This is a genomic window from Bacillus sp. SN1, from assembly GCF_002796895.1.
Lineage (GTDB): Bacteria > Bacillota > Bacilli > Bacillales > Bacillaceae > Bacillus > Bacillus inaquosorum.
The window spans coordinates 1-26,606 of the sequence record NZ_PHIE01000009.1; the positions used below are offsets into that span (position 1 = coordinate 1).

General features: G+C 43.4%; 27 protein-coding genes, 2 tRNA genes and 1 rRNA gene. All 30 read right to left on the reverse strand.

Annotation, left to right across the window (positions count from 1 at the left end):
- Positions 1-78: ribosomal RNA gene (locus tag CVV77_RS21250) — 16S ribosomal RNA — on the reverse strand; the annotation flags it as partial.
- 310 nt (positions 79-388) lie between these two features.
- Positions 389-1,888 carry a lysine--tRNA ligase gene (lysS, locus tag CVV77_RS21260; protein ID WP_088111664.1) on the reverse strand — a complete coding sequence of 500 codons (1,500 nt, stop codon included), beginning with the start codon at positions 1,886-1,888 and terminating at the stop codon, positions 389-391.
- Positions 1,889-1,978: 90 nt separating this feature from the next.
- Positions 1,979-2,980 carry a tRNA dihydrouridine synthase DusB gene (dusB, locus tag CVV77_RS21265; RefSeq protein ID WP_003242073.1) on the reverse strand — a complete coding sequence of 334 codons (1,002 nt, stop codon included), beginning with the start codon at positions 2,978-2,980 and terminating at the stop codon, positions 1,979-1,981.
- A gap of 12 nt (positions 2,981-2,992) precedes the next feature.
- A complete protein-coding gene (locus tag CVV77_RS21270; protein WP_003242076.1) occupies positions 2,993-3,211 on the reverse strand; it encodes a helix-turn-helix domain-containing protein in 219 nt (72 codons plus the stop codon).
- Complete coding sequence (gene folK / locus CVV77_RS21275; RefSeq protein WP_100276431.1) at positions 3,163-3,666, reverse strand: 2-amino-4-hydroxy-6-hydroxymethyldihydropteridine diphosphokinase; 504 nt, start codon at positions 3,664-3,666, stop codon at positions 3,163-3,165. Before folK ends, CVV77_RS21270 begins: the two co-directional genes overlap by 49 nt.
- Positions 3,663-4,025, reverse strand: a complete 363-nt coding sequence (gene folB / locus CVV77_RS21280) for a dihydroneopterin aldolase (RefSeq protein ID WP_003242079.1) — start codon at positions 4,023-4,025, stop codon at positions 3,663-3,665. The genes folK and folB overlap by 4 nt, the downstream gene beginning before the upstream one ends.
- A complete protein-coding gene (gene folP / locus CVV77_RS21285; RefSeq protein WP_100276432.1) occupies positions 4,018-4,875 on the reverse strand; it encodes a dihydropteroate synthase in 858 nt (285 codons plus the stop codon). Before folP ends, folB begins: the two co-directional genes overlap by 8 nt.
- Positions 4,857-5,738, reverse strand: coding sequence for an aminodeoxychorismate lyase (gene pabC / locus CVV77_RS21290; RefSeq protein ID WP_100276433.1), 882 nt, complete (start codon positions 5,736-5,738; stop codon positions 4,857-4,859). The genes folP and pabC overlap by 19 nt, the downstream gene beginning before the upstream one ends.
- A complete protein-coding gene (gene pabA / locus CVV77_RS21295) occupies positions 5,738-6,322 on the reverse strand; it encodes an aminodeoxychorismate/anthranilate synthase component II (RefSeq protein ID WP_100276434.1) in 585 nt (194 codons plus the stop codon). Before pabA ends, pabC begins: the two co-directional genes overlap by 1 nt.
- Before the next feature lie 13 nt (positions 6,323-6,335).
- On the reverse strand, positions 6,336-7,748 hold the full coding sequence (locus CVV77_RS21300; protein WP_100276435.1) for an anthranilate synthase component I family protein: 1,413 nt from the start codon (positions 7,746-7,748) through the stop codon (positions 6,336-6,338).
- A 162-nt stretch (positions 7,749-7,910) separates the two neighbouring features.
- Complete coding sequence (cysK, locus tag CVV77_RS21305; protein WP_003242091.1) at positions 7,911-8,837, reverse strand: cysteine synthase A; 927 nt, start codon at positions 8,835-8,837, stop codon at positions 7,911-7,913.
- Positions 8,838-8,912: 75 nt separating this feature from the next.
- The gene (locus CVV77_RS21310) at positions 8,913-9,806 is read right to left on the reverse strand and encodes a peptidyl-prolyl cis-trans isomerase (RefSeq protein ID WP_100276436.1); all 894 of its coding nucleotides are present in this window, start codon (positions 9,804-9,806) and stop codon (positions 8,913-8,915) included.
- A 48-nt stretch (positions 9,807-9,854) separates the two neighbouring features.
- Positions 9,855-10,730 carry a redox-regulated molecular chaperone HslO gene (gene hslO / locus CVV77_RS21315; RefSeq protein ID WP_100276437.1) on the reverse strand — a complete coding sequence of 292 codons (876 nt, stop codon included), beginning with the start codon at positions 10,728-10,730 and terminating at the stop codon, positions 9,855-9,857.
- Positions 10,731-10,741: 11 nt separating this feature from the next.
- A complete protein-coding gene (locus CVV77_RS21320; RefSeq protein WP_003242097.1) occupies positions 10,742-11,518 on the reverse strand; it encodes a type III pantothenate kinase in 777 nt (258 codons plus the stop codon).
- Positions 11,519-11,709: 191 nt separating this feature from the next.
- On the reverse strand, positions 11,710-13,623 hold the full coding sequence (gene ftsH, locus CVV77_RS21325; RefSeq protein WP_003242099.1) for an ATP-dependent zinc metalloprotease FtsH: 1,914 nt from the start codon (positions 13,621-13,623) through the stop codon (positions 11,710-11,712).
- Between the two features lie 97 nt (positions 13,624-13,720).
- On the reverse strand, positions 13,721-14,263 hold the full coding sequence (gene hpt, locus CVV77_RS21330; RefSeq protein WP_003218388.1) for a hypoxanthine phosphoribosyltransferase: 543 nt from the start codon (positions 14,261-14,263) through the stop codon (positions 13,721-13,723).
- The gene (gene tilS, locus CVV77_RS21335; RefSeq protein WP_003242103.1) at positions 14,260-15,678 is read right to left on the reverse strand and encodes a tRNA lysidine(34) synthetase TilS; all 1,419 of its coding nucleotides are present in this window, start codon (positions 15,676-15,678) and stop codon (positions 14,260-14,262) included. Before tilS ends, hpt begins: the two co-directional genes overlap by 4 nt.
- Before the next feature lie 103 nt (positions 15,679-15,781).
- Positions 15,782-16,798: a serine/threonine protein kinase PrkT gene (gene prkT / locus CVV77_RS21340; RefSeq protein WP_088111673.1), complete on the reverse strand. Its 1,017-nt coding sequence runs from the start codon at positions 16,796-16,798 to the stop codon at positions 15,782-15,784.
- On the reverse strand, positions 16,764-17,501 hold the full coding sequence (locus CVV77_RS21345; RefSeq protein ID WP_003242107.1) for a vWA domain-containing protein: 738 nt from the start codon (positions 17,499-17,501) through the stop codon (positions 16,764-16,766). The genes prkT and CVV77_RS21345 overlap by 35 nt, the downstream gene beginning before the upstream one ends.
- An 84-nt stretch (positions 17,502-17,585) precedes the next feature.
- A complete protein-coding gene (gene spoIIE / locus CVV77_RS21350; protein ID WP_100276438.1) occupies positions 17,586-20,069 on the reverse strand; it encodes a stage II sporulation protein E in 2,484 nt (827 codons plus the stop codon).
- A gap of 199 nt (positions 20,070-20,268) precedes the next feature.
- Positions 20,269-20,340, reverse strand: a tRNA-Glu gene (locus CVV77_RS21355).
- Positions 20,341-20,349: 9 nt separating this feature from the next.
- Positions 20,350-20,426: transfer RNA gene (locus CVV77_RS21360), tRNA-Met, on the reverse strand.
- 168 nt (positions 20,427-20,594) lie between these two features.
- Positions 20,595-20,981, reverse strand: coding sequence for a S1 domain-containing RNA-binding protein (locus CVV77_RS21365; RefSeq protein WP_003218379.1), 387 nt, complete (start codon positions 20,979-20,981; stop codon positions 20,595-20,597).
- Positions 20,982-21,061: 80 nt separating this feature from the next.
- On the reverse strand, positions 21,062-21,439 hold the full coding sequence (gene divIC / locus CVV77_RS21370) for a cell division protein DivIC (RefSeq protein ID WP_003243211.1): 378 nt from the start codon (positions 21,437-21,439) through the stop codon (positions 21,062-21,064).
- Positions 21,440-21,456: 17 nt separating this feature from the next.
- Complete coding sequence (gene yabQ, locus CVV77_RS21375) at positions 21,457-22,092, reverse strand: spore cortex biosynthesis protein YabQ (RefSeq protein ID WP_019257258.1); 636 nt, start codon at positions 22,090-22,092, stop codon at positions 21,457-21,459.
- Positions 22,089-22,391 (reverse strand): sporulation protein YabP, encoded by a 303-nt coding sequence (gene yabP, locus CVV77_RS21380; protein ID WP_003242114.1) that lies wholly within the window; start codon positions 22,389-22,391, stop codon positions 22,089-22,091. The genes yabQ and yabP overlap by 4 nt, the downstream gene beginning before the upstream one ends.
- Positions 22,392-22,469: 78 nt before the next feature.
- Positions 22,470-22,730, reverse strand: a complete 261-nt coding sequence (locus CVV77_RS21385; protein ID WP_003226716.1) for an RNA-binding S4 domain-containing protein — start codon at positions 22,728-22,730, stop codon at positions 22,470-22,472.
- 2 nt (positions 22,731-22,732) lie between these two features.
- Complete coding sequence (yabN, locus tag CVV77_RS21390; RefSeq protein WP_100276439.1) at positions 22,733-24,202, reverse strand: bifunctional methyltransferase/pyrophosphohydrolase YabN; 1,470 nt, start codon at positions 24,200-24,202, stop codon at positions 22,733-22,735.
- Complete coding sequence (locus CVV77_RS21395; protein WP_100276440.1) at positions 24,192-25,790, reverse strand: putative polysaccharide biosynthesis protein; 1,599 nt, start codon at positions 25,788-25,790, stop codon at positions 24,192-24,194. Before CVV77_RS21395 ends, yabN begins: the two co-directional genes overlap by 11 nt.
- Before the next feature lie 183 nt (positions 25,791-25,973).
- Entirely contained in the window at positions 25,974-26,510 is a 537-nt protein-coding gene (spoVT, locus tag CVV77_RS21400) for a stage V sporulation protein T (protein WP_003218365.1), read from the reverse strand.
- Positions 26,511-26,606 lie beyond the last annotated feature (96 nt).

A 26,606-nucleotide genomic window follows, 5' to 3' on the forward strand; every position in this document is an offset into this window, starting at 1 on the left:
CCCATCTGTCCGCTCGACTTGCATGTATTAGGCACGCCGCCAGCGTTCGTCCTGAGCCAGGATCAAACTCTCCGATAAAGTAGTTTGACTGACTACGCACATTGCTGTGCGATTTATTAAAAATGAATTAACAGGTACGTTTTGTCTTGTTTAGTTTTCAAAGATCATTTTTGTTCACTTCGTTCAAGCGACTTTATTATTATAACTCGTTGACTCAGTGAAGTCAATAACTTTTTTGAAGTTCTTTTTTTCGTTATCGCCTTGTTTAGCGGCAACGAATAATAATATACCACCTTGTAAATAATAGTGCAATAGTTTTTTTGAAGAAATACTTAGGAATTTAAAAAGAGCGGCATCCCTCATAGTGAAAGGATGCCGCTCTTCTTTATTAACGTTGTCTCATTTGCGGGAATAATAGCACGTCGCGAATAGAAGGAGCATTCGTCAACAGCATAACCAGACGGTCAATACCGATGCCTAAGCCTCCTGTTGGCGGCATACCGTATTCCAGAGCTTCAACAAAATCTTCATCCATTAGATGAGCTTCATCGTTACCCGCTTCACGCTCTTTTAATTGATCTTCAAAGCGTTCTCTTTGATCAATAGGGTCATTCAGCTCTGTAAACGCGTTTGCATGTTCACGGCCAACGATAAATAGTTCAAAACGGTCTGTGAAGCGCGGATCCTCTGGGTTTTTCTTAGCTAGAGGAGAAATTTCTACAGGATGTCCGTAGATAAACGTTGGCTGAATAAGCGTTTCTTCAATTTTTTGTTCGAAGAACTCGTTGATGATATGGCCTACTGTCATTGAGTCTTTAATCTCTACACCATGTTCTTTTGCATATTCACGCGCCTGCTCAACAGTAACCTCTTCCCAGAAATCAACACCAGTCGCTTCCTTGACTGCGTCAACCATATGGATTCTTTTCCACTCAGGTTTAAGATCGATTTGTTCATCCCCGTATTGGATCGTAGTCGTTCCAAGCACTTCTTGGGCGATATGAGCGACAAGGTTTTCAGTTAAGCTCATGATATCTTTATAGTCTGCATACGCTTCATACAACTCAATCATCGTGAATTCAGGGTTATGGCGTGTAGAGACACCTTCATTACGGAAAACACGGCCGATTTCATATACTTTTTCTAAACCGCCGACGATTAGGCGCTTTAGGTGCAATTCGATTGCAATACGCATATAAAGTGGAATATCTAACGCATTATGGTGAGTGATAAACGGGCGCGCAGAAGCTCCCCCTGGAATGCTGTGCATTGTTGGTGTTTCCACCTCTAAGTATCCATGATCATCAAGGTATCTTCTCATAGCTTGAATGATCTTGCTTCGTGTGATGAACGTATGTTTGCTGTCTGGATTTACGATAAGATCCAGGTAGCGCTGACGGTAGCGCTGCTCAACGTCTTTTAAACCATGGTATTTGTCAGGAAGCGGACGTAGCGCTTTTGTCAGCAATTCAAAAGAAGTGGCTTTAACAGACAATTCGCCTACATTTGTTTTGAAGACTTTTCCGGTTACACCGATAAGATCACCGAGGTCAGAAGACTTGAAGATTTCGTATTGGTCGTCGCCGACACTGTCTTTTCTTACGTAGATTTGAATTTGGCCTTCTAAGTCCTGAAGATGCGCAAAGCCGGCTTTTCCTTTGCCGCGTTTTGTCATCATGCGGCCTGCGATTGTAACTTCGATCGCTTTTTCTTCTAATTCTTCTTTGGTTAGATCTTGATATGCCGAAATAACTTCCTGAGACTGATGAGTTCTTTCAAAACGTGCGCCGAACGGATCAATGCCGTTATCTCTCAGCTGATTCATTTTATCGCGTCTGACTTGCAGCTGGTCGTTCAATTCTTCATGGTTATGCTCTTCTTGACTCATTGTTATCACTCCATTACAGATATTATTTCATAAAAAAGCAGAAAAACTGCCAGCGCAAAACTGGCAGTGAGCAGCAAATAGAGGTTAGTATTATCCTACTTTTGCGTCTTGAAGCTCTTTTGCCTCAACTTCAACAGTAAATGCATCTAAAAGCTGTACAAGCTCTTCTCTTGTCTCGCAATGGTTGATTTCATTACGAACCTTTGCGTTGCCTTTTACGCCTTTCAAATACCACGCAGCGTGTTTCCTCATTTCTCTTACCGCTACGTTTTCACCTTTTAAGTTAATCAGGCGGTCAAGATGCAGTTTGCATACCGCCATTTTTTCGCGTACTTGCGGCTCTTCTTTTAATTCACCTGTTTCGAGGTATTGAACCGTACGGTAAATCATCCACGGGTTGCCCAGTGCAGCGCGGCCGATCATAACACCGTCTACTCCTGTTTCCTCAAGCATGCGCTTAGCATCCTGCGGCGTCTTGACATCGCCGTTTCCGATAACCGGAATCGATACTGATTGTTTTACTTCCTTGATGATGTCCCAGTTTGCCGTTCCTTCGTACATCTGCACTCTTGTGCGGCCGTGAAGTGCAACTGCTTTTCCGCCCGCACGTTCTACAGCTTGTGCGTTTTTCACTGCAAAAATGTGGTCTTCGTCCCAGCCCATTCTCATTTTCACTGTAACTGGTTTATCAACGGCATCCACTACTGCAGAAACCATTTCATAGATCTTATCTGGATCGAGAAGCCATTTCGCTCCCGCGTCACATTTTGTAATCTTTGGTACAGGACATCCCATGTTAATATCAATAATGTCAGCAGTTGTGTTTTGATCTACAAACTTCGCCGCTTCCACAAGGGTTTCCTTTTTTCCACCGAAAATTTGAAGGCTGAGCGGTTTTTCACGTTCATCAATGTAAAGCATACCCATGGTTTTTGCATTGTTGTAAAGGATCGCTTTATCACTGACCATTTCAGCACATACCAATCCAGCTCCGAATTCCTTGACAGTCAATCTGAATGCTGAGTTGCAGACACCAGCCATTGGGGCAAGCACAACCCGGTTTTTCAATTGAATATCACCGATTTTAAACATTTTTTCCTCCTTTCATTTGTTATATTTTTCTGGCGGCGCTAATTCGTCCGCGCTTATATTTAAAACATCTGCTACACCTTGAATAATGGCAGCTGACGGCAATCGGTTTCCGCGTTCGATTTCACCGAGAATAGAAACTGATATACCTAATGCTTTTGCAAATCCTTCTTGAGTATAACCTTTCAGCTTTCTGAATGCACGAATTCGTCTACCCCAGATTTCTGCTTCCATACTCTTACACCTTCTTGGTCTGTTTCCGCGCTTGTTCCCTCTTTTTCAACCTGCGGGCAAATCTCCGCAAGCGGTGCAAGGACAAACAAACGCTCATACATTCTCGGATGCGGAACAATTAGTTGCTCTGTTTCAATATTTTCACGATTAAACAGCAAAATGTCAAGGTCTGCCGTCCGCGGTCCCCATCTTACTTCCCTTGTTCTGCCTAAGTCATTTTCTATATACTGCGTCAGTTCAAGGAGTTCAAAAGGATTCAGCGATGTCTTGATTTCAACAGCCATATTTAAGAATTCATCTTGGTCTTCGTATCCGACCGGGTCAGTTTCGTAAATAGACGACACTTTAGTGACTGTCACAGCATCATGCTGGTGCAGCAAGGCCACCGCTTGTCTTAAATACGCTTCTTTATCTCCAATGTTAGATCCTAGTGCAATATAAGCTATATTGTTCATGATTTTTTTCTCGTAATTTCAATTGCTACTGATTTATAGTGTCCGGGAATTGGCGGATCAGGCTTAATCACTTTCACAGTACATTGCTGCACCGGCTGAAATTTCTTAAGCACAGTGTCAGCAATACGTTCCGCCAGCGTTTCCACCAATTTCACAGGCTCCCCTTCTACGATATCTTTACATACGTGATAGAGCTCAGCATAGTTAATCGTTTGCTCAAGGTCGTCTGTTTGTCCGGCTTTACTTAAATCCAACTCAGCGGTTAAATCAACTTTAAACCGCTGTCCAAGCTTATTTTCTTCTTTGAACACACCGTGGTATCCGTAAAACTCCATGCCTTCTACATAGACTTTATCCATGGTGCACCCCTCCCTTATTCAGCATCGCGTCCATCATTTTCGCCATTCTCGCAATTTGTTTTACGTCATGGACCCTGACAATGTCACAGCCTTTTTGAATGCCGAGACACACGGTCGCACCTGTGCCCTCAGCACGCTCTTCAGGCGGAAGATCCAGAACACGTCCGATGAATCTTTTTCGGGAGGTTGCCAGAAGAACCGGATATCCCAGTCCCCTGAAAATCTCAAGTTTGTTCATCACTGCCAAATTATCGTGATAGGTTTTCGCGAACCCGATACCGGGGTCAAGGATAATGTTCTTCTCCTCTACTCCGGCCTCAACAGCGATTTTTACACTCTCCATTAAGTCCGACAGCATATCCGGCAATAAGTCATTGTAATTTCTCTCTGGACGGTTATGCATGAGAACAATTGGAACATTGTGTTCTGCTGCAACGGAAGCCATCTTAGGATCATGTTTCGCTCCCCAAATATCATTGATAATGGATGCGCCGGCTTTCACAGCTTCATCTGCTACAGAAGCCTTGTACGTATCTACAGAAATCGGGACGCCTAATTCTTTTGTGATCCGCTCAATTACCGGAATCACTCTGGACATCTCCTCATCCTCTGACACATACTCAGCACCAGGCCTTGTCGATTCTCCTCCGATATCAATGATATGGGCGCCGTCATCGATCATCTCTTTCGCGTGCAGCAGCGCCTTGTCCAAGCTGTCATATTTTCCGCCGTCTGAGAAAGAGTCAGGCGTTACGTTTAAAATCCCCATCACCAATGTCTTCTCTTTATATGATAAAGCGCTGGGCTTGGTGTGGATTACTTGTGTTTGGTCTATCGTGTGCTGCGCCATTCTCTTCCTCCCTTTTCATGAATCATGTTCTTTATTTCTTTTTTGTATAGCGTTTGAAGAGCAGAGGCTGCTTCTCCGCTTTGGCCTGCATAGTTTACTGCTTCTATTTTAGTAAACGGGATGATCTCAAGAACCGAGTTCGTCATCCACGCTTCGTCAGCTGTCAAAAGAGCTTCGAGCTCGTATCGGCCCGTTTTGAGCTCCAGTCCTATTTTCTTTGCATTTTCCATGACAAAACGTCTCGTGACACCGTCCAGAATGCCGGTGTCGAGCGATGGAGTATAGATGCAGCTGCCTTTTCTCCAGAAAACATTTGATACGATGCCCTCCGCAACAGCTCCATCCTCAGTTAAAAAAATCCCTTCGACACCCGGATCATTTCCGATTTCCCGTTTCGCATACATATTATTTAAATAATGATGAGATTTTAATCGGAACGGCCCCTCTGGTGTGTTTCTCGATATCGATAATACCTTTCCTTCTTTTTGCAAAGGAAGACTTTCTGGTTTCAGCTGGTTCACAAAGCATAAAACAGTCGGCTTATCGTATGTCTGGGCGACAAAGCCTTTATCGCTGATTCCTGCTGATATGTCCAGCCTGACGCGGGCATTGCCATCCTTTATATCATTCAGCCAAAGCAGCTTGTCCAGCATCTCGAGGATCTCATCCTTTGAAACAGTATATTCGATTTGCAGATCCTTAAGCGCACGTTCAAGCCTTTCTATATGCCAATCAAGCAAAAATGGGGAGCCTTCGTAGAGCCTGAAGGTTTCAAAAACACCGATCCCATATAAAAATCCATGGTCAAAAGGAGAAAGAACTGCATCTTTCTCCTCTATATACCGGCCGTTAACATATATCATTACGCAATAGCTTCCTTGCGGTATGTCTCAATGAAATTTCTGAGCATTTCTTTCCCAAAGGAGGTCATAATAGACTCTGGGTGAAATTGCACGCCCTCTATCGGGAGGTCATTGTGGCGAATGGCCATGATTTCTCCTTCTTTCGTTTGTGCTGTTACTGTAAAACAGCTTGGCAGTGTCTCAGGTTTTACGATCAGCGAGTGGTAACGAGTCGCGACAAGGGGATTTTTAAGTCCTTCGAAGATCGTCTTGCCGTCATGCTCGATATCAGAGGTTTTCCCGTGCATAAGCCGCTCTGCCCTAACGACGTCACCGCCAAACACTTGTGCGATAGACTGATGTCCGAGGCATACACCAAAAATGGGAATTTTGCCTGCGAAATGTTTAATTGCTTCAAGGCTGATCCCTGCCTCATCAGGACTGCATGGTCCAGGTGATATCATCAGAAAATCCGGAGAAAGCTGTTCGATTTCTTCGATCGTGATGTCGTCATTGCGTTTCACAATCAGTTCTTCCCCAAGCTCGCCCAAATACTGTACCAAGTTGTACGTGAATGAATCGTAGTTATCAATCATTAAAATCATTTCTCCGCTCACCTCATCTAATTTTTGTCTCTTCTTTGCTCAGCTCTAACGCCTTTTGCATCGCAAAAGCTTTTTTGAATGATTCTTTGTATTCGTGCTTTGGAACAGAATCAATCACAACTCCTGCGCCGGACTGCATAAATGCCTGCCCCCCGGTTGCATAAATGGTTCGAATTACGATATTAAACTGCAGATCGTGATTATATCCAAACCATCCTATAGATCCAGTATAAAGCCCGCGGCGTGTCGGCTCAAGTTCTTCTATAATTTCCATCGTTCTTACTTTGGGAGCACCTGTAATGGTTCCTCCGGGAAATACAGCATGAATAATATCTACAGCATCATACCCATCCTGCAATTCACCTTGGACGTTAGACACAATGTGCATCACATGCGAGTATTTTTCAATTGCCATGAATTCGTTCACGCGTACAGACCCGTAACGTGATACTCTTCCCAGATCATTACGCTCAAGGTCAACCAGCATGACATGTTCAGCGCGTTCTTTTTCATTGTGGATCAATTCGTTTGCGAGCGCCTCGTCTTCTTCATCAGTTTTCCCTCTGGAACGGGTGCCTGCAATCGGTCTCGTCTCTAATCGTTTGCCTTTTTTGCTGACAAGAAGTTCAGGTGATCCGCAAATGATTTGGAAATCAGGTGTTTCTAAATAGGCCATATACGGAGAAGGATTTACTTCTCTCAGTGTTTTGTATATTTGATATGGATGGGCAGACAGTGACTGTGACTGTCTTAATGATAGATTGACTTGAAACACATCGCCGCTGGCAATGTATTGTTTGATTTTCTCTACAGCTTGTGAGAATCCGTCCTCGGTAAATGGTGCCGCGAAAGAACCGTCCGTTTCACGCTTCATCTCTCGCGAAGGGACAGCAGGAAGCTCAGTCAGCCACATCCGCTCCAGCTCAGATAGCTTCACCTCAGCAGATTCCTGATCAGAACCATTAACATGAGTAATCAGCCACAGAGTCTCTTCTTGATGGTCATAAACTGCTATATCATCAAAAACAAGAAAATAAATATCCGGTGTTTCCAGATCATCTAATGAGAGCATTTTAAAGTTTTCAATGTAACGTGCGTAATCATAGCTGAGAAAACCGATTGCCCCGCCTTGAAAATCCGGAAGCTCATGATCTGTTTCTGTTTCCAGCGTTTTAAACCAGCTGTGGAAGGCACGTAATGGATCACCTTCTTGAAACAGCATCTCATCACCATGCTTAATAGTGGTGATTCCGTCTTTTCCTTTTACAGTCGCAATTGGATCAAGACCGGCTATAGTGTATCTGCCGCCTCTTGCACTTTCAAGTAGTACATGCTGTTTTTTGGATTGCGCAAGTTTCTCAAATTGTTGTAAGAATGAATCTTTTTGAAAAGGTACTTTTTTGCCTGCCGGTCTGCGTTGTGCCATTTATATCATTCCTCTATTTTCTTTTTTGCTTGTTTTTTATTGTAAAGCAATCTTGTTAGTGAAAAAAGTGAATTTCTCTTCCAAGAATAACATTCGTCGCAGACACGGCATATTTGATGCACGAATATAAAAAAACTCCCGGCGGACCGGGAGTTTGGCTTTTTAATCGAATTGATACAGCGGCGTACTCAGATAACGTTCGCCGTTACTTGGAATGATGGCCAAAACTTTTTTGCCTTTTCCGAGTTTTTTCGCTACTTGAAGAGCAGCATAAATTGCCGCACCTGATGAGATGCCTCCGAGAATTCCTTCTTCACGTGCAGCTCTGCGCGCATATTCAAATGCTTCTTCATTCTTCACAGGGAAGATTTCATCGTATACTTCAGTGTTTAAGATGTCCGGCACAAATCCAGCTCCAATTCCCTGAATTTTGTGGGGGCCTGGTTTTCCTCCTGCAAGCACTGGAGAGTCTGACGGTTCAACAGCGTATATTTTGATAGAAGGGTATGCTTCCTTCAGAACTTCGCCCGCTCCTGTAATCGTTCCGCCTGTTCCGATCCCGGCTACAAATGCATCAACCTGGTCATCACCGAATTGCTCAACGATTTCTTTACCCGTTGTTTGGCGGTGAATTTCTGGGTTAGAAGGGTTGTTAAACTGCTGAGGCACAAAGTATCCGTGCTTTTCAGCAAGCTCTTCCGCTTTCTTAATGGCGCCTTTCATGCCTTCCGCACCAGGAGTCAGCACAAGCTCAGCACCGTATGCGCGAAGAAGGTTGCGGCGCTCCATGCTCATTGTATCAGGCATAACCAAAATGGCTTTTAATCCTTTAGCAGCAGCAACCATCGCAAGCCCGATTCCAGTATTTCCGCTTGTCGGTTCAATGATTGTATCACCGGCTTTTAATTTCCCTTCTTTTTCAGCGGCTTCAATCATGGCTAAACCGATACGGTCTTTTACACTGCTTCCAGGGTTCATGTATTCAAGCTTTAGATATACATCCGCACTGTTTTCATCTGCAAGGCGATTTAATTTAACGATTGGCGTATTCCCAATTAATTCAGTAATGGAGTTTGCTACACGTACCATTCTCGACACCTCAATTTCCGACTATTTGTATTGGTATTATGTATATAATCTATCAATTTCAAAATTTTTTGTCAATCACTTAGTACTTTTTTCCCCATAAAACCAAGATACATCAGCTTCTTTCCAAAGCGTTTTGACTGTAGCTTTATCGCCTAACTGATCCATTGCGATTTGCCGTCTGATCTGATCCTTTACTTCAGCATATGAGAATGTCCTTGCCTTTAGTTTTTCTTTCAGCTGAATCACGGCATATCCGTTACTGACCTTTATCGGTTCTTCAGACCATTCATCCTCATTGAGTGTTTTTGCTTCTTCAATGTATGCTGACGGAATGTTGTCTGATGCTTCTGTGACAAAACCTAAATCTCCGCCATATGGCGATGTATATCTGTCTGTAGACCTTTCCGCTGCGACAGCTTCAAAGCTTGAGCCGCCTTCAAGTTCTTTCAAGACTTCTCTCGCTTCTTCTTCATCTTTTACAACAATGTGCCGAATTCGATACGAATCATCAAACTGATACAGTTCTTTATTTTTATTATAGAATGATTTCGTTTCACTGTTTGAGATATCAATATCCCTTGTTAACAACTCTTCAAGGAGGATATTATAACGAATTTGGTCTTTCCACTCCTTCTCAGTTGTATGTTCGTCTTCGTAAAAAGAATTGTTGACCGCTTTAATCAGCAAAAACTCACGATCAATTTCGCTTTTAGACACTTTGAGATCGTTCTTTTTGGCGAGCTGCTCAACGACTCGGACATTGATCATATCTTCAAGTGTCGACTTTCCATATTGATCTTCCATTTCCTTCAGCCATTCTTCTCTTGTCACGCTTTTGCCTCCGATCGTCGCAATAGACTCACCGGACGGCGATGCGTCTGCCTGGGATTTCGTCAGCGTATATGCAACAGCAATACAGCAAACCAACAGCACCCCTAAAATAACGGTCCAGATTGTTCTTGATTTCAAACCTGCTTTCAGCCCCTTTTCTCAAATTAAAAAAACCCGCTAAAGAGCTTAGCGGGTAGTTTGGTCACGAAGCCCTTCCAGCTCTTCTTTTGTAAATAAGTACTTTTCATTACAAAAATGGCATACTGCTTCGGCTTGTCCATCTTCTTCTATCATATCTTGAATTTCTTTTTTGCCTAGTCCTAAAATGGCTGTTTCGAAACGTTCTTTTGAACAAGGACAATGGAACCTAACATGCATCGTTTCCAAAATCTCAGGCTTCTCGCCTAGAACTTCTTCTAGAATTTCTTCTGGTGTAAGCCCTTTTTGGATGAGCTTAGAAATCGGCTCTACTTGAGATAGACGCTGTTCAATTTTTGTAATCGTTTCATCATCTGTTCCCGGCATAAGCTGAATAATAAAGCCTCCTGCCGCAAGAATGGTATTGTCAGGATTCACGAGCACACCTACGCCCACCGATGAAGGAACCTGCTCAGAAGACACAAGATAGTAGGTGAAATCATCGCCCAATTCTCCTGAAACAATTTCTACTTGTCCTGTGAAGAACTCGCGCAACCCTAAATCTTTTACGACACTTAACGTTCCGCTTGTACCAACCGCACGTCTAACATCAAGCTTGCCTTGTTCATTTAAATCAAAATGAACTTGCGGGTTAGAGACGTATGCTCTGACTTCCCCTTTTGCATTGGCATCAGCCACAATTGCTCCGATCGGACCTCCGCCTTCGATTTTCACTGTCAGCTTATCATCGCCCTTCAGCATAGCGCCGAGCATAAGCGAAGCTGTCATTGTGCGGCCCAGTGCAGCGGATGCTGTCGGCCACGTACCATGGCGTCTTTGTCCCTCACTTACCATATCAGTTGTTCTCGCTGCATAAGCGCGAACTTTTCCGTCATACGCAAGTGCTTTTACTAAATAATCCATTACAAAACCTCCTATACACTTCCTACGCGGTTTCGTTCATAAATCAATTCCAGCCCTTTTAGGGTTAAGAATGGATCAACGATATCTATACAATCTGATTCGTTTGCAATGAGCGGCGCAAGGCCTCCTGTCGCAATGACCTTTGGTTCCTGTTTTGCCTGCCATTTCATTCGCTTGACGATTCCTTCCACTTGACCGACATAGCCAAATAAAATTCCAGATTGCATCGCGCTTACAGTGTTTTTTCCGATAATATTGTCAGGTCGGGTGATTTCAATACGCGGAAGCTTTGCCGCACGCGAGTAAAGCGCCTCTGTCGAAATCGTAATCCCAGGAGCAATCGCTCCGCCCATGTATTGTTTGTTTTCATCAATATAGCAGTATGTTGTGGCAGTTCCGAAATCGACAACAATTAACGGATTGCCGTATAAGTGTATCGCAGCGACAGCATTTACGATTCTGTCTGCTCCCACTTCTTTCGGATTGTCATATTTTATATTTAAACCGGTTTTCATACCCGGACCGACAATTTGCGGTTCGATATGAAAGTATTTTGTGCACATTCTTTCTAATGCAAACATAATTGGCGGCACTACTGATGAAATAATAATGCCATCTATCTGTTCAAACATGAGCCCGGAGTGCTCGAACAAAGAGCGCAAAATCATCCCAAACTCATCTTCTGTTTTATGCCTGCTTGTTTCTATACGCCAGTGATATTCTAATTTTCCCTCATGATATACACCAAGTACAGTATTGGTGTTCCCCACATCAATAACCAGTAACAACCTCTATCACCACTTTTGAATAGTTTCTCTATATTACTTTTACAAACATTCTACAATACCATACACGATCAGCGGCTCATTTGTAAACAAATCGATACCAGAATTGGACGATCGCAAAAGCGGCTGCCGAGGCATGATTTACACAAAAAAACTGCCAGCGTCAGCCGGCAGTTTTTTAGATAGAAAGCGAATTACTCTTTTGTATCGTCTTTCTTTTCTTCCGTTTTTGTCAGAATGTTTACTTTCACATCATCGTTCTTTTCATCATCAGAGAAATTGCGTTCAGGCAATGTTCCGTGATCAACAAGGTGTTTGATTTGTTCAGCGTCAAGTGTTTCAACTTTCAGAAGCGTTTGAGCAATCAATTCAAGCTTGTCACGATTTTCAGTCAGGATTTGTTTCGCACGCTCATAACATTCTTTGATGATGCGCTGAATTTCCTGATCAATTTCGTAAGCGATTTGATCACTGTAGTTTTGTTCGTTGTTGAAATCACGGCCTAAGAATACCTGACCGCCCTGAGACTGTCCAAATTGCAACGGTCCCAGTTTTTCTGACATACCGAATTCTGTAACCATTCGTCTTGCAATATTCGTCGCACGCTGGAAGTCATTGTGCGCTCCTGTGCTGACTTCACCGAAGATAATTTCTTCAGCGACACGTCCGCCCAAGAGGCCGACAATTTTATCAAGCAGCTCCGGCTTTGTTTGGAAGTAACGGTCTTCTCTTGGAAGCATAACTGCATAACCGCCAGCCTGGCCCCGAGGAACAATCGTTACTTTATGAACCATATCAGCCTCATCTAAAACGAGTCCGATAACGGTGTGTCCGCCTTCGTGATAAGCCACGATATTGCGTTCTTTCTTGGAGATGACGCGGCTCTTCTTAGCAGGTCCGGCAATGACACGGTCCGTCGCTTCGTCAATATCACGCGCATCGATTTTTTTCTTGTTTTGACGAGCCGCCACAAGAGCAGCTTCATTCAATAGATTTTCTAAGTCCGCGCCTGAGAAGCCTGGTGTTCTCATGGCAATTGATTTCAGGTTAACCGTTTCATCCAGCGGTTTGTTTCTCGCATGGACTTTCAATACAGCTTCACGGCCAATGACATCTGGGCGGTCCACTGTGATTTGACGGTCAAAACGTCCCGGACGAAGTAAGGCTGGGTCCAAGATGTCCGCACGGTTCGTCGCAGCAATGATGATGATTCCTTCATTTGCGCTGAATCCGTCCATTTCAACAAGCAATTGGTTAAGCGTCTGTTCACGTTCATCGTGTCCGCCGCCGAGACCCGCTCCACGCTGGCGTCCGACTGCGTCAATTTCGTCAATGAAGATCAAACAAGGCGCATTCTTTTTCGCATTTTCAAACAAGTCACGTACACGGGAAGCACCGACACCTACAAACATCTCAACGAAATCAGATCCGCTGATGCTGAAGAAAGGAACGCCAGCTTCACCTGCACAAGCTTTTGCCAGCAATGTTTTACCGGTACCTGGAGGTCCGACTAAAAGCACGCCTTTAGGTATTCTTGCGCCAAGCTCGGCAAACTTGCGGGGATCTTTAAGAAACTCAACAACTTCAACGAGTTCTTGTTTTTCTTCGTCAGCCCCTGCAACGTCTTTAAATTTGACACGTTTCTTTTCCTCTGTATACAGCTTCGCCTTGCTCTTACCAAAGTTCATGACACGGCTGCCGCCGCCTTGAGCCTGATTGAGCAGGAAGAAAAACAGAATAAAGATAATGACAAACGGAATGATGGTCGTCAGGAACGTCACCCATCCGCTTGTTTCTTGAGCGGGCTCAACCTTTACGTCTGTCTTTTTCAAAGCATTAAATATCTGGTCTGCTCCCTTTCCTTCAGGAACATGAGTCAAAAAGTATTGATCTTTGTCGTAATTTTTCAGCTGTCCTTTTACCTCATAAACACCTCTGACAGGCTGAACCGATACGCTATCAACTTTCCCGTCATCCAGGTTTTTGATAAACGTACTGTACGACATATTTTCTGTTTTCGGATTTGAGGTCTGGAAGTAGCTCACAACCCCGATTACTACTAATAAAATAAGTAAATAAAAAATGGTATTACGGAAGACCCGATTCATTCCTTACCTCCTCCCACAGTAAGCACAACTATGTTCAATAGTACCATAGAAAATCATTCCAATACAAACAATAACCATCTCGGAAGCAGGCTGCCGATCAGCTTTCATAAACTGCCGGTTTTAACACTCCGATATAAGGCAGATTGCGATAGCGCTCAGCATAATCAAGTCCGTAACCCACTACAAACGCGTCAGGAACTTCAAAGCCTACAAAGTCTGCTTTGATGTCTGCTTTTCTTCCGCTCGGTTTATCCAAAAGGGTAACAATCTTAATTGATTTTGCTTTACGGTATCGGAAGAGCTCTACTAGATAACTTAAGGTTAACCCACTGTCGATGATATCTTCAATAATTAAGATGTCCCGGCCCTCTACAGATGTATCCAAATCTTTAATGATTTTTACTTCTCCAGAAGAAACCGTAGAATTTCCGTAGCTTGATACATCCATGAAATCCATTTCCAAATATGTATCAATATGCTTGATAAGATCCGCCATAAAAGGAAGTGCTCCTTTTAACACACCGATTGCCAACGGAAATGTATCTTGATACTCGCTCGTTAATTCTGTGCCTAACTCTTTTACTTTCTCTTGTATCTCTTCCTCTGAGATCAGTACTTTCTCGATATCATGTTTCATCATGATTTTGCTTGCCCCCTACACTTTTCATGCTGTCTATATTGTAATACAATGCGGTCGCTGTTTGGAATCACAAGATCTTCAAAAATTGATTTTTTCAAGCCCGGTATCCAGATAATTTCACCGCTTGCGTCCGTTACAATCGGCCAGTTGTCTCTTTCTCGGAGAGGCAATTTCTTATCAATAAATATATCCTTTACCTTTTTTGAGCCATTCATCCCTTTTAGTTTGATCCGGTCTCCAGCTTTTCTTGTCCGGATCGTTAAGGGAAATCGCACCTTTTTTTCACTTGTAATAAAAACAGCATTCCCATGTTCTTCAGGCAAATCCGCATAATGCTTTGCCTCTATCAGAAATCCATTGGGGAGCACTGCCGTTTCATCAGCAGCTCCGCTTATTTGGTATTCAAAGGGAACATTTTTGCACTGCCATTGTTCAAATGTAAACAAACATGTCTGATATGATTTGACCACCTTCAGCCCTTTCGGAAAGTCCAATACTCCTGAAGGACTGCCCTTTTCCGCCCAATCAAGAAACTGCTGAATATGATGAGCTGAAAAGGATGATGGAACGTTTTCATAAAGATAGTTTAATATTAGTTGAACTCCTCTTCTTTGTAAAGGCATCGGGAGGGCAAGCAATTGAGAGGAATTGATTTCAACTGATGTATTAGACTGGCTTGTGATTACTTTATTCATTTCGTCTTTCGTTAATGACTGTAAGAATTGCTCATCTTCCGTCAGTGCCTCACTCACTTTCTGAAACCTTTTATGCACATCCGGTGATTCCTGTTTCAAAAATGGTAGCACTGTTTTTCTGAACCTGTTTCTTGTGTAATCATCTTTAGCGTTGCTTTCATCCGTCCGGTAGCTCAAGCCGTTTTCACGGCAATAGTGAAGGATCTCTTCCTTTGTAATGGTTAAGAACGGCCTGATGATCCGCCCTGTCCCAAAACGTCTGACCGGCTGCATTCCTGCAAGTCCTGCTCCAAGCGTGCCCTTAGCCAGTCTCATAAGCATCGTTTCAACTTGGTCATCACCATGATGCGCAAGCGCCAGATAGTCCGCTTGATGCTTCAACATGATTTCCTCAAAAAACTGATAGCGGCAATCACGTGCTGCAGCCTGCTTATTGAGACCTTTTTCCTCTGCATAAGCGGTTACATTGATTTGAGCCGTTTCGCATGCGAGCTGTTCAGCCTTACAATAAGCTTGGACAAAACGCATGTCCTCCTCGGATTCCGTGCCCCTGAACCGATGGTCAACGTGAGCCGCGATAATATTTGCTGAACGGCCACATAACGTATGCAGCGCGTGAAGAAGAGCCATTGAGTCCGGACCGCCGGAAACGCCTACAATGATTGTCGCCCCTTTTAATGCAAGATGATGTTTGCTAAAAAAATCTTTGACACTTTTCACAATGTCCTCCTCACAATGAGCAGGTATTTTAAAGATATTCATATCCTATCACTTTCAATCCTTCCAAGCAAAGAAGAAGCATAGGCTTTGCAGTTTGTGCCATTCAGATTAAGAAAAAGATAATGTAGGCGAAATAAAGCGCTAAAACGCTGATCACGATAAGCGTTGTTTCAAATAATCCGCCCGACTTAGCCGCCTTTTGTTTAGGGGTGTATCGCGTCTTCGTTACTTTTCCCTGACGCGGTTTCTGCTGTCTTTGTCTTGTAGCAGGCTGCGGTGGTGCTTTTGCAGCTTGTTTTCTTTGTACTGCCTTTTGCCCCGCGTCGAGCATATCCTTCTTCATTTCATCTGCAGATTGATAATCTCCGTTCAATGCTGACAAAAGCACTTTTTTATACTTTTGCAGCAGCGGGTTTCCTTCGATTAGAGACCTAAGCTGTTCCTTAGGCTGGTTTGTTTTCTTGAATTCTTTTTTATGCACACTGTTGATCATAATCATGGCAACTGCGAACAAATCATAGGATGGCTCTGCTTTTCTTGTTCCATACCCCCAATAGCCTCTGTCGTAAAACTCCGTATACTCTTTTATCGCCCGACCTTCCTTTGTCGTGCCGCCTACATCAATGCAGCGGATTCTTGCGGGCGGACCGGTTACAATCAGATTATCAGGTTTAAGATCGCCGAATATCCATCCTTGCTGGTGAAGTACCGATAAGCTGGATAACAGCTGAATCATCAATACCGGTATCCATTCTGCTCCTTTATCACTGACATACTTCAAAAGCAGCGGGCCTTTTATGTATTCCATTGCATAAAATGAAACTTTCGTATTGGCACTGGGAATATAGGCATCATCCGTATCAAAAAAAGAAGGCCCCATCGTAACGGACTGGGCCTTTGAGAAAGATTTCAAGACATTCACTTCAGAAGTAATAGACAGGCTGTCATCACTCACCTTTAAGGCAACATGTCCATCTGATGCTTCTGCCAAATACACAATTCCATTGGCCCCTTTTCCAAGCTGTTTACGCAATGTATAAGTGTTTCCATTCCACTTGCCTTTGATTGTCGTACCCGGCTTGAGGCTACATGCCAAACTCGTCAAAGCGTCGTTCATCATCTGCCAGCATGCTCCTTCTTGAGCGGATTTTTTCAAATTGCATTGTCGCTTCACGTATCGCCGGACCTGTTGGCGTGATGCCGCCTGTCGAAAGCTTTGCAAAGAGAGTGGAAAGAGATTGCAGCTTCGGTGTCCAGTTCAGCACAAGCTCGACCTCTTGTTTTTTCCCGGGAAATATACACATTGCAAATTCGTTATTCCCGATTCGGGAATTGAGGCTGACAGACAAATCAATCAGCGCCTCTTTTACTGTAGGGAGCTTAGGCGCCATACTTGCGCTTGTATCAACAAGAACCAAAACCTGAAGATGCACCGTTTCTCCAAGCTCGTCTACCACTTCCATGACTTCGCCGCGTTTTTCCGGAGAAAGCTCCTCCATTTCCACATTCTTTCCGAGAATTTGTTTCAGCTCTTGATTGACTACCCCTTGTAAGGTTTGCGTCATTGCTTTTTTTGTTACCATTTGAACGGTTTGCGAAAGCTGAGATGCATAGACGACCTGATGCACGCCGCCTCCGGCAAGCGCAATTCCTTCGACTTCCTTCATTGCCTCAGGGTCAATTTGGTTTTCTTCCATTATACCTATGACATTTACCGTAATCCCCTGCTCTTTTGCAAAAGCAGCCATTGCAAGCGGGTCTTCCCCATGGTTCGAGCAGCCATCTGTTATCAGCAAAATTTGATTTAAATGTCCGTTATTCACATTCATTCCTCCTGGAGAATACGAGGATTCTCAGATTCCTATATTCCCATCTTCGCCAGAAGAAATTTGATTTATACGGAAGCGTTATGAAATTTCTTGTTTAGTTTGAAAGATTGCCGGAACAGGAATGGATGCCCACTTCGGTGTGTTATGATCAAGCCGGACGACAACGACTGTCATGTCATCTTCAATTTGGCCGGATCTCGTGCGGATGACTTCCTCCATGAGCAAATCAGCAATTTCCTGCGGGTCATTTGTTTTTAACCCTTTCATTTTGCGTTTCATCCATAAGTCATGATTTTCTACATGCTTAGGCCCCTCAAAAATGCCGTCACTCATCATAATCAAGAGGTCACCCGCTTTCAGCTGCTCACTCACAACCTCCACATCAAACTCATTAATAATACCGATTGGCAGATTGCTCGCTTGAACTTTCATTACCTGGTCTCCCCGTTTGATAAAGCTAGGCGTCGATCCGACCTTCAAAAATTTACAGTTGGCATCTTGAAGATCGATAATAGATAGGTCAAGCGTGGAATATATCTCATCAGTTGTCCTAAGGGACAGTATACTGTTGATCGTTTTAATTGCTATTTTTTCATCAATGCCCGATTCAAGGATTTTCTCAAGAAGCTTGATCGTTTCATTGCTTTCGAAGTGCGCCCTTGCGCCATTGCCCATTCCGTCACTGATTGCCGCAGCATATTTTCTTGCTCCTAGCTCCATCATGCTGTAGCTGTCGCCCGAGACAAGGCCGCCGCCCTTCGCAGCGTGAGCCGCACCTGTAGACACCCTGTATGATTTGGTTGATCCAAAGGCAACATGACTGTATCCATTCGGATGCGGAGAGTGCTGTTCAGCTTTCACAAGAATTTGTTCCTCCAGAATATCAGAAAGCATAGGGGCAATGATTTTTTCACTTTCTCCATGTCCGCTGAACGGAATGGTCATTTCGATATCGATATTTCCTTGTTCAAGACTATATATCTCCACATGCTGAATCTCGATTCCGAAATGCTGAAGGGCCTCTATGATTTGCTCTTCCTGCAGAAAGTGCTGTTCTCGCTCTCTTTTTATTTCCCGAGAAAAGTCTGCCATGACTTCAGAAACACCTAAAAGCTGTTCAGCAACAAGACGTCTGCTGTCTTGGACTTTTTTCTTAAGGGTCAAATGGGCATGATGATGTGCGAGTTCATCCTCAATCAGCTCTTCAACCTGCTTTGATTTAGAGCAATGCTGATGAAACTCTTTTTTCAGCCTTCGGTTTGATGCATATTCTTTTTCTTCTGTTTCAAGCATAACTTGTTTCATTAAGTCATATGTTTTATCAAAGTTCTGTACCCAGCACCTGTTTTTCTTGTAGCACGTCTGACAGGAATGCTCCGTGATCTTGCTTAAAAACAGATCAACTTCGCTGTCATCTGTCTGTTCGTCTGATGCTTGATAAAAGGTTGCAAAGCTTTCAGACAGCGCGTGAAATACATTGGAAAACTGGTCTACCTTCTGAGCAGTGACATCTCTGATTTTCCTTGCATATTGCTGCTGCTCTTGAAGATGCTCCACAGTTCCCGGAATATATCTCGCCACTTTTTTAGTAATTGATTGAGGTGTAAGCAAAAACAGACCGACTGCGATTAATGACTCATAGAGCGTTGTCATTAGACCGGCAGAGCCTTCACCGTACAAAGAAATAAGAAGTGATCCAACGATCAGTCCGATTGCTGCGCCCGCTTTTTTCCCTTCCTTCAGTAAACCGCCTAATAAACCGGAAAAAGCAAGCAAACTCATTTGATAAAGATTTCCGATATTCGCCAAACCAAGAATCAGACCGGTCACGACACCAACTGTACAGCCAATGCTTGCTCCGCCAATAAAGGAAAAACTCAATACAACATAACGAGCCAGTATATGTTCTGCCTGCATCCCTTGGTAGGACAAGCCCGCAAGCCCCGTCAAAACGGAAGCAATAAGTATCATAAAGCAAATGATTTCTTCTATTTTTAAAGATTGTTTTACTTTTTTCACAGTGAAAATCGGAAGGCTCTGAAGGAAAATCAGCGTCAAAATAAAGGATAGTCCGGCTTCTACAACAGCCATCACATAATCATAGGTTGTAAACGTGCCATTTTGAGCGTAAACAAACCCAGCTCTTGCAGCAGCCATGGAGAAAAACACGACAATCGGGAGTGCTTTCACACGATCGTCGGTGATGAAGGCGGCCACTTTAGAAATTACGAAGAATGCCAGCAATGCCGCTAGTATGAGCAATGAGTGCTTCGGAGAAAAGGTCAGCGCACCTGCAAGCACAGCCAAAACCGCATAAAGCGCCTTGTCTCTTCTGATGAGGAGCATCGCCCCAAAGAAAGGAAGTGCGAAAGGAAGCACCTCGGATAATATGAAAGCCCGTCCAAGCAAAAATCCGATCACGACATAAATGAATCCTTTATAGAAAAACAGTGAATGCAAATGATGAGTCACCAGCTTCGTGCCCCTGTTAAAAAACGATTGGAGTTTTTCCAAAGCTTGTCCCGCCATTGGCCCGTTCACTCTTCTTTCTGCTTTTTCCATTCCTCTCATCTCCCACCTGTTATATTCGTTGCCTGTCATTATAGCGAAAGCACAGATAGGATTTTGTCAAAAGAAGGTAACAATACCAAAGAAGTCTTCGACGGTTTCTGCCTTGATATTCGATTATCAAAAGAATTTCTGGAATGTTGTCTAAAAATGAAAAAAATCGGCTTCTGCAAGAGAAACCGATTTTTTAGGATGACCCGTACGGGATTCGAACCCGTGTTACCGCCGTGAAAGGGCGGTGTCTTAACCGCTTGACCAACGGGCCAAACAAATATGGTAGCGGCGGAGGGGATCGAACCCCCGACCTCACGGGTATGAACCGTACGCTCTAGCCAGCTGAGCTACACCGCCATATTTTCTGGTGCTTCTAAGCACAAGTTATATAATACAAAGGTTTGTCCTTTTCGTCAACAGAAACTTTAATGTTATAATTTTCTGACTTTTAAAGCGGAAGAGGATAACAAAAAAAGCATCCGTCGGGATGAACGGATGCTTCATTTATTTATAGAAAGCAGCAAGTTATCCTCTTCTTGCTCCGCGCCCTCCACGTTTTGATTCCGTATTGCGTTTTAAAGATGACAAGCGATCTTCGCTGTCTTTTAAAAACTTATTCATTTTCTGTTCAAAAGATTCTTTCGGACGGAAATCATTTCTAGGTCTGGCTTGCGGACGGTCTTTAGCTTTTTTAATAGATAAACCAATTTTCCCGTCTTTTTCAACGTTGATGACTTTCACTTCAACTTGGTCGCCGACTTTTAAGTGATCGTTAATGTCTTTGACATAGTTATCAGCTACCTCACTGATGTGAACGAGACCGGTTGAGCCTCCAGGCAATTCAACAAATGCTCCAAAATTTGTAATACCTGTTATTTTCCCTTGCAACTTGCTGCCAACTTCAATCGACATAAAAAAAGTGCTCCTCCTTAGGCTTATAAAAAGATCGTTTGCTTAATTATACCTAAATAAAAATTTAAGTGTCAACAAGGCTACTTGCTCTTCTTCTCCACATTGAAGATAATTTCTCCGTCTCCAGACATGAATAAGTCCCTTCTGGCAAGCTCTGTGACGTAATCCTCATCCTTCAATTTGGATATTTCTTCTTTTAAATCCGTTTGTTTTGTCTTTAAACTTTTCAGTTCTTTTTCAAGCTGTTCCTTCTTTTCTTCTTTTGCGCTAAGGGAAGATGTTTGGGACCATACAGAGCTTGCCAGCACAATTGCCGTCAGGAATACTAGGGCGCCGAATACAGTCAACCGTCTGTACAGCCCTTTGCGTCTTCTTTTCTTCAGCTGATTCTGCCGCTCTACTTGTTCTTTATAGTCGTTTTGTATTTCAGTTATCGTTCGTTCTCTGGAAAAATTCAAACCAGACGGTCCTCCTTTCATCTCTTCAAAAAACGTGTAATGGTCGTTCTTATGGTTACCAATAGTTTCTTCTTCTTTTTGAGAAATCCTGCACCTTTTTCAAAATAACGTCTAATCGTTAGACGTATTTTTTCAGGAAGAAGTTTCAAACATTGTTTTGCGATAAAACGGATCGGAAAACACAGAACCATGGCTATTTTATATAGACACAACAAGAGAAAAACGATCAAGCGGTATATTTTCTTTACTAAAAACGCCGCCAGCCAGATGATCGCTCCGCATGTCCACACAATAGGACGAAATAACACGTGCTGAACGAGTTTTTTGAAGAATTGATAAACAGAAACAACAAGGTAAATGCCGAATTTCAGTATTTTTATATAGATTCGTTTGCAAAGGCTCTGATACGTCGCAACGCCCAGCAGAACCGCTAAAAAGATGTACAGCCTGAATTCTCCCTCATTTACATGAAGCAAGACATAAAAGAAAAGCAGCCCTTGCACAATCCAGAAAAGAATATCATGAATAAATAATAGCCATCTGGCTGTTTTGGCACGAATGACAAAGAGCCGGTATGTATCAAGCGACGCCCCAAGCCAGAGGCCCATACCGGACATCGCCAGCATTGTATAGAATTGTGTCGTCAGCGTCATTTAAACAACTTGCTAAAAAACCCTTTAGCTTTATCCCCTTGTTGTTCATCTAAGTACACTAAATCAAATACCCTGCCTTTAATGGAAACAATCCCTTTTTCCACATCTAAATTTTTCATCTGCAGGTTTTGGCCTCTGACTGAGAGCATTCCCATCACAGTTTCCAGCAGGAATTCTTCATTATCAAAGCTCTCCACTTGCTTAACCCCAGAAATATCTAAATGCTTCCGGCCTTTCATTGTCACATCATGCTGTTCCGGAACAGACGAAGAACCTTTTTGCTCATAATATGAATTCATCTATTCAGCCCCCATATCCTCGATACTTTTAGCATTATTACTGCATTGTATGAGGCGGGGGATTTTTTTAGAACAAGCCTATTCGCCGAGTTTTTCTTCCTTTAGGATTGTATACATGTTTGCAGCTTCTTCTTTTTTCGTCGTGTCTTTCAACTCATTGACTTGAACCGTTACAAGCTTTTGGCCGAAGCGGACCGTTAGTTCATCTCCCGGTTTTACGTCAGAGCTTGCTTTAGCCTGGTTTCCGTTAATAGAGATGCGTCCCTGGTCAGCTACTTCCTTTGCTAGTGTACGTCGTTTAATCAGCCGTGATACTTTCAAAAATTTATCTAATCTCATATTTATGATCTCCTCTCAGTTTCTTTTGCTTCATTCCACAGTTTGTCCATGTCCTCAAGAGACATATCAGCCAGCTCGATTCCCTTTTCCTTTGCTGTTTTCTCAATATGCGAGAACCGTCTCCGGAATTTGTCATTGGTCATGGCCAGCGCTTCCTCCGGTTCTATTTTGTAGAAGCGGGCTACATTCACAAGTGCGAACAAAATGTCGCCAAACTCAGCCTTGAGATTGTGTTCATGAGGATCTTCAGAAACCTCAGAAGAAAATTCCTTCATTTCCTCGCTTACTTTTTCCCAAATATCGCTGACGTCTTCCCAGTCAAATCTGACCTTCGCTGCTTTTTTCTGCAGTTTAGCAGCTTTCGAAAGAGCTGGAAGGGTTTTCGGCACGCTGTCTAATAAGGATGCTTCGGATGTGTTTTTTTCGGCTTTTTTTATGTCTTCCCAATTTGCCAAAACATCTTTTTCATCCTGAACCTTAACATCTTTAAACACATGGGGATGTCTTCGGACCATTTTTTCACTGATACCTTTTATGACATCATCAATTGTGAAATAACCTTCATCTTCGCCAATTTGCGCGTGGAGTAAGACCTGAAGCAAAACGTCGCCAAGCTCTTCGATCATATGGTCTGTGTCTTCTTCGTCAATTGCTTCAAGAAGTTCATAACATTCTTCAATCATGTACTGTTTTAATGACTGATGCGTCTGCTTTTTATCCCACGGACATCCATTAGGCCCGCGAAGCTCTCTGATGATGCTTCGGAACGCGGAGAATTCGTGATAAAGCAGCTTCTCTTCTTTAATCGGCGGAATATACACACTTGTTAAGTTATTCAAGGCGACATTGCGGTCCAGCTCAAATAAAGGCACTGTCTGGATCTCCTCGTCACGGCTTCCAGCCGCTGTCACGATCACAACCTCATAATCATCAGGCAGCTTCTCCATCAATGTCAGCTTGACTTCAGAAGCCGTCATTTGGTCGTAAACCTGACATATGATCAGGTGGTGTCTGAGCTCAAGCTCATCCGCGGACAATGTGCCGGCATCCACAAATTGAAAGCCTTCAATCGGGTCGATTTGCAAGGCATTGAATGTGGCATCAAGAAAACTTTGTCCTCCCGCGACTTTTACTTGGACGTTTTTCTCTTTCTGCCGCTCCGTCAGCAGCTGTACTGTTTTTTCCGCGACAAAAGGATGTCCCGGTACAGCATAAACCACGTCCTCGCGCTGTGCCTCTTCAAAGAGGATATTTGCAATTTCTTCATATACCTCATCGAACTGGTCATGTTTCTCATATATATCATCAAAAAAACGGATGTTCTTCGTTTCTTTTTCAAGCTCCTGAATTAAGGGATGATCCTTGGTTCTGACATACAGCGTATCAGCTTTTGTCAGCAGCTTATGTATACCAATTGTCAATTGGTCCATGTCTCCGGCACCAAGTCCGACGACTGTAATATTACCCGCCATTTTGTTCTCTCCTTCTCATGATTTTGCTTAACTTGCTGCCAAAAGGCACACTGTTCAGCTCTTCATCTGTAAAGATTCCCAATTTCATCATACAATAAATAAACACCGCGCCACCAATGGCGACAGCAGAAAGACTTTCAATCGCAGCCACTCCTCTTCCTGCTGCAGGACACAAGAAAGTCCAGAGACGCATATACGCAAGCAAGACAGCCGACATCAAAAGGGCACATCCAATAATCGGAATCATAACGGCTCTTAGCTTGTCGAGCCATTTCTTTTGCCGAAGCTGATACAAGTTAAGCCCGGCGACAGCAGCAAAGGAAGCCGCTGTTGCAAGTGATGCACCTTCAATCCCATAGCGCGGAACCAAAAGGGTGTTTAACACCCATTTTACTGCAACGCCTGCGCCCACCGCTATCGCAGGAAAAACTGTGTATCCCGCCCCCTGCAAAACTGCGGCTGCCGTGACTGCCAGAGACGCAAACAAAATGGAGCAGCTAAATACCTGTAACGCAGTTGTCCCTTCACCATTTTGAAACAGCATGATATTGACCGGCTCAAGAATGCAAATTAATCCAGCCGACGCGCCTGTACCCAATACAAGACATAGTTTTAAAGAAGACGTGACTTTTTCTTTCATGATCTTCAGCTCTTTGTTCTTTACGGCCTTAGAAATATACGGAACGAGTGACGTCGCAATGCTCACTGCGAAAACTGAACCAAGCTGCAGCAAAGGCTGCCCCCGATCATAAATCCCCTTTAGGCGTTTCGCTTCTTCGCTTGCCTCACCGTCTGAAAGCAAAGAATATAAATTCAAAGCATCAACAAGCTGGATAAACAAAAGCAGCAAACTGCTTACACAAATTGTAACCGAATATAAAAGCAGTTTTTTCATTAGTTCTTTTGTTGTTATGACATTTTCATTTTGCGTTTCCGTTTGTTTGTCTCTTTTCACTTTAAACCAAAAAAATCCAAGTATCATCAACGCAATGAAACTCCCGGCAAGAGACCCGGAAGCAGCTGCCGCTCCCGCAGTATAAAGCGAGGCTCCCTTTTTGACGAGCCAAAATGATAATCCCAAGAGCACCGCAACCCGCAGAAACTGCTCTGTCATCTGCGATAAAGCTGACGGGAGCATATCGTACCGCCCTTGAAACCCGCCTCTAAGCAACGCGACAAACGGGAACAGCAGAAATGCAAACGCAGTAACTTGAATTAACACGGCGAGATGTGAGTCTCCCATAAAAAGTGCGATTGGAACAGCACCCATATATAAGCACAGAAATAATAAAACACCAATGAAAGACAAAAACAACGCTGACATTTTTAATATGGTGTGATGGCTTTTTTCACTGTAATCATTCATCAGTTTCGAAATAATAACCGGAAATCCTGATGTTGACAGCATGACCGCAATACCAAGAAAGGGATAAACCTGCTGATATATATAAAATCCAACATCGCCGACAATGTTTTGAAACGGGACTCTGTACACGGCGCTTAATATTTTTGAGATAACGCCTGCCAGAATTAAAACAAATGCCCCCTGCCAAATCCAATGCCGTTTGACGCCTATTGAATCGTCCATCCAAAAGCTCCTTCCCAACGTCAGGGGCAATACGGTTCACGTATTACCGCGGCACAAATAAAAACGAGGTTATTATACCACATCCCAACCCTTGGAATCCTTTTTGGGCATGCATGAAAAAAAGAACAGCATCCCATGGAGAGCTGTTCTTTTCATACCTATTTTCGATAAAAGGAATAAGACCTACTGTTCCATTTGACGCGCCAAAAATCCAGCTGCTGTCTCAACGGCTTTATGCTCTACTTCGCCCATTGTCTGATCCTTTGAAAAAATAACCACGGCGCCTATCGGATCTCCATTCGCCACAATCGGGCCGACAGTATAAGAATTCATGTCCTCATCTATGCCATTCACAAGCTGTACTGATTTCGCATCACTCTCAAGCACGGAACTGCGCTGATCCATTGTTCTTTCCAGCATTTCGCTGATCGACTTGTTTAAGTAGTCTTTTTTTGAGCTGCCAGACACGGCAATATATACGTCACGGTCACAAATAAGCACTGAATGCCCGAGACTGTCATAAAGCGCGTCTGCATACTCCTTTGCAAAGTCTCCAAGCTCACTGATCGGAGAGTACTTTTTCAAAATCACTTCTCCGTCACGGTCTACAAAAATCTCAAGCGGATCGCCTTCCCTTATTCTTAGAGTTCTGCGAATTTCTTTAGGAATCACGACCCGTCCTAAGTCATCAATACGACGTACGATACCGGTTGCTTTCATCTCTGGTGCCTCTCTTTCATTTGATGGTATATACATGTGGGAAAGACCTAAAGCAAGTCACTTTATGTACCTTCCGCCTCGCTTGAAATTAGTATC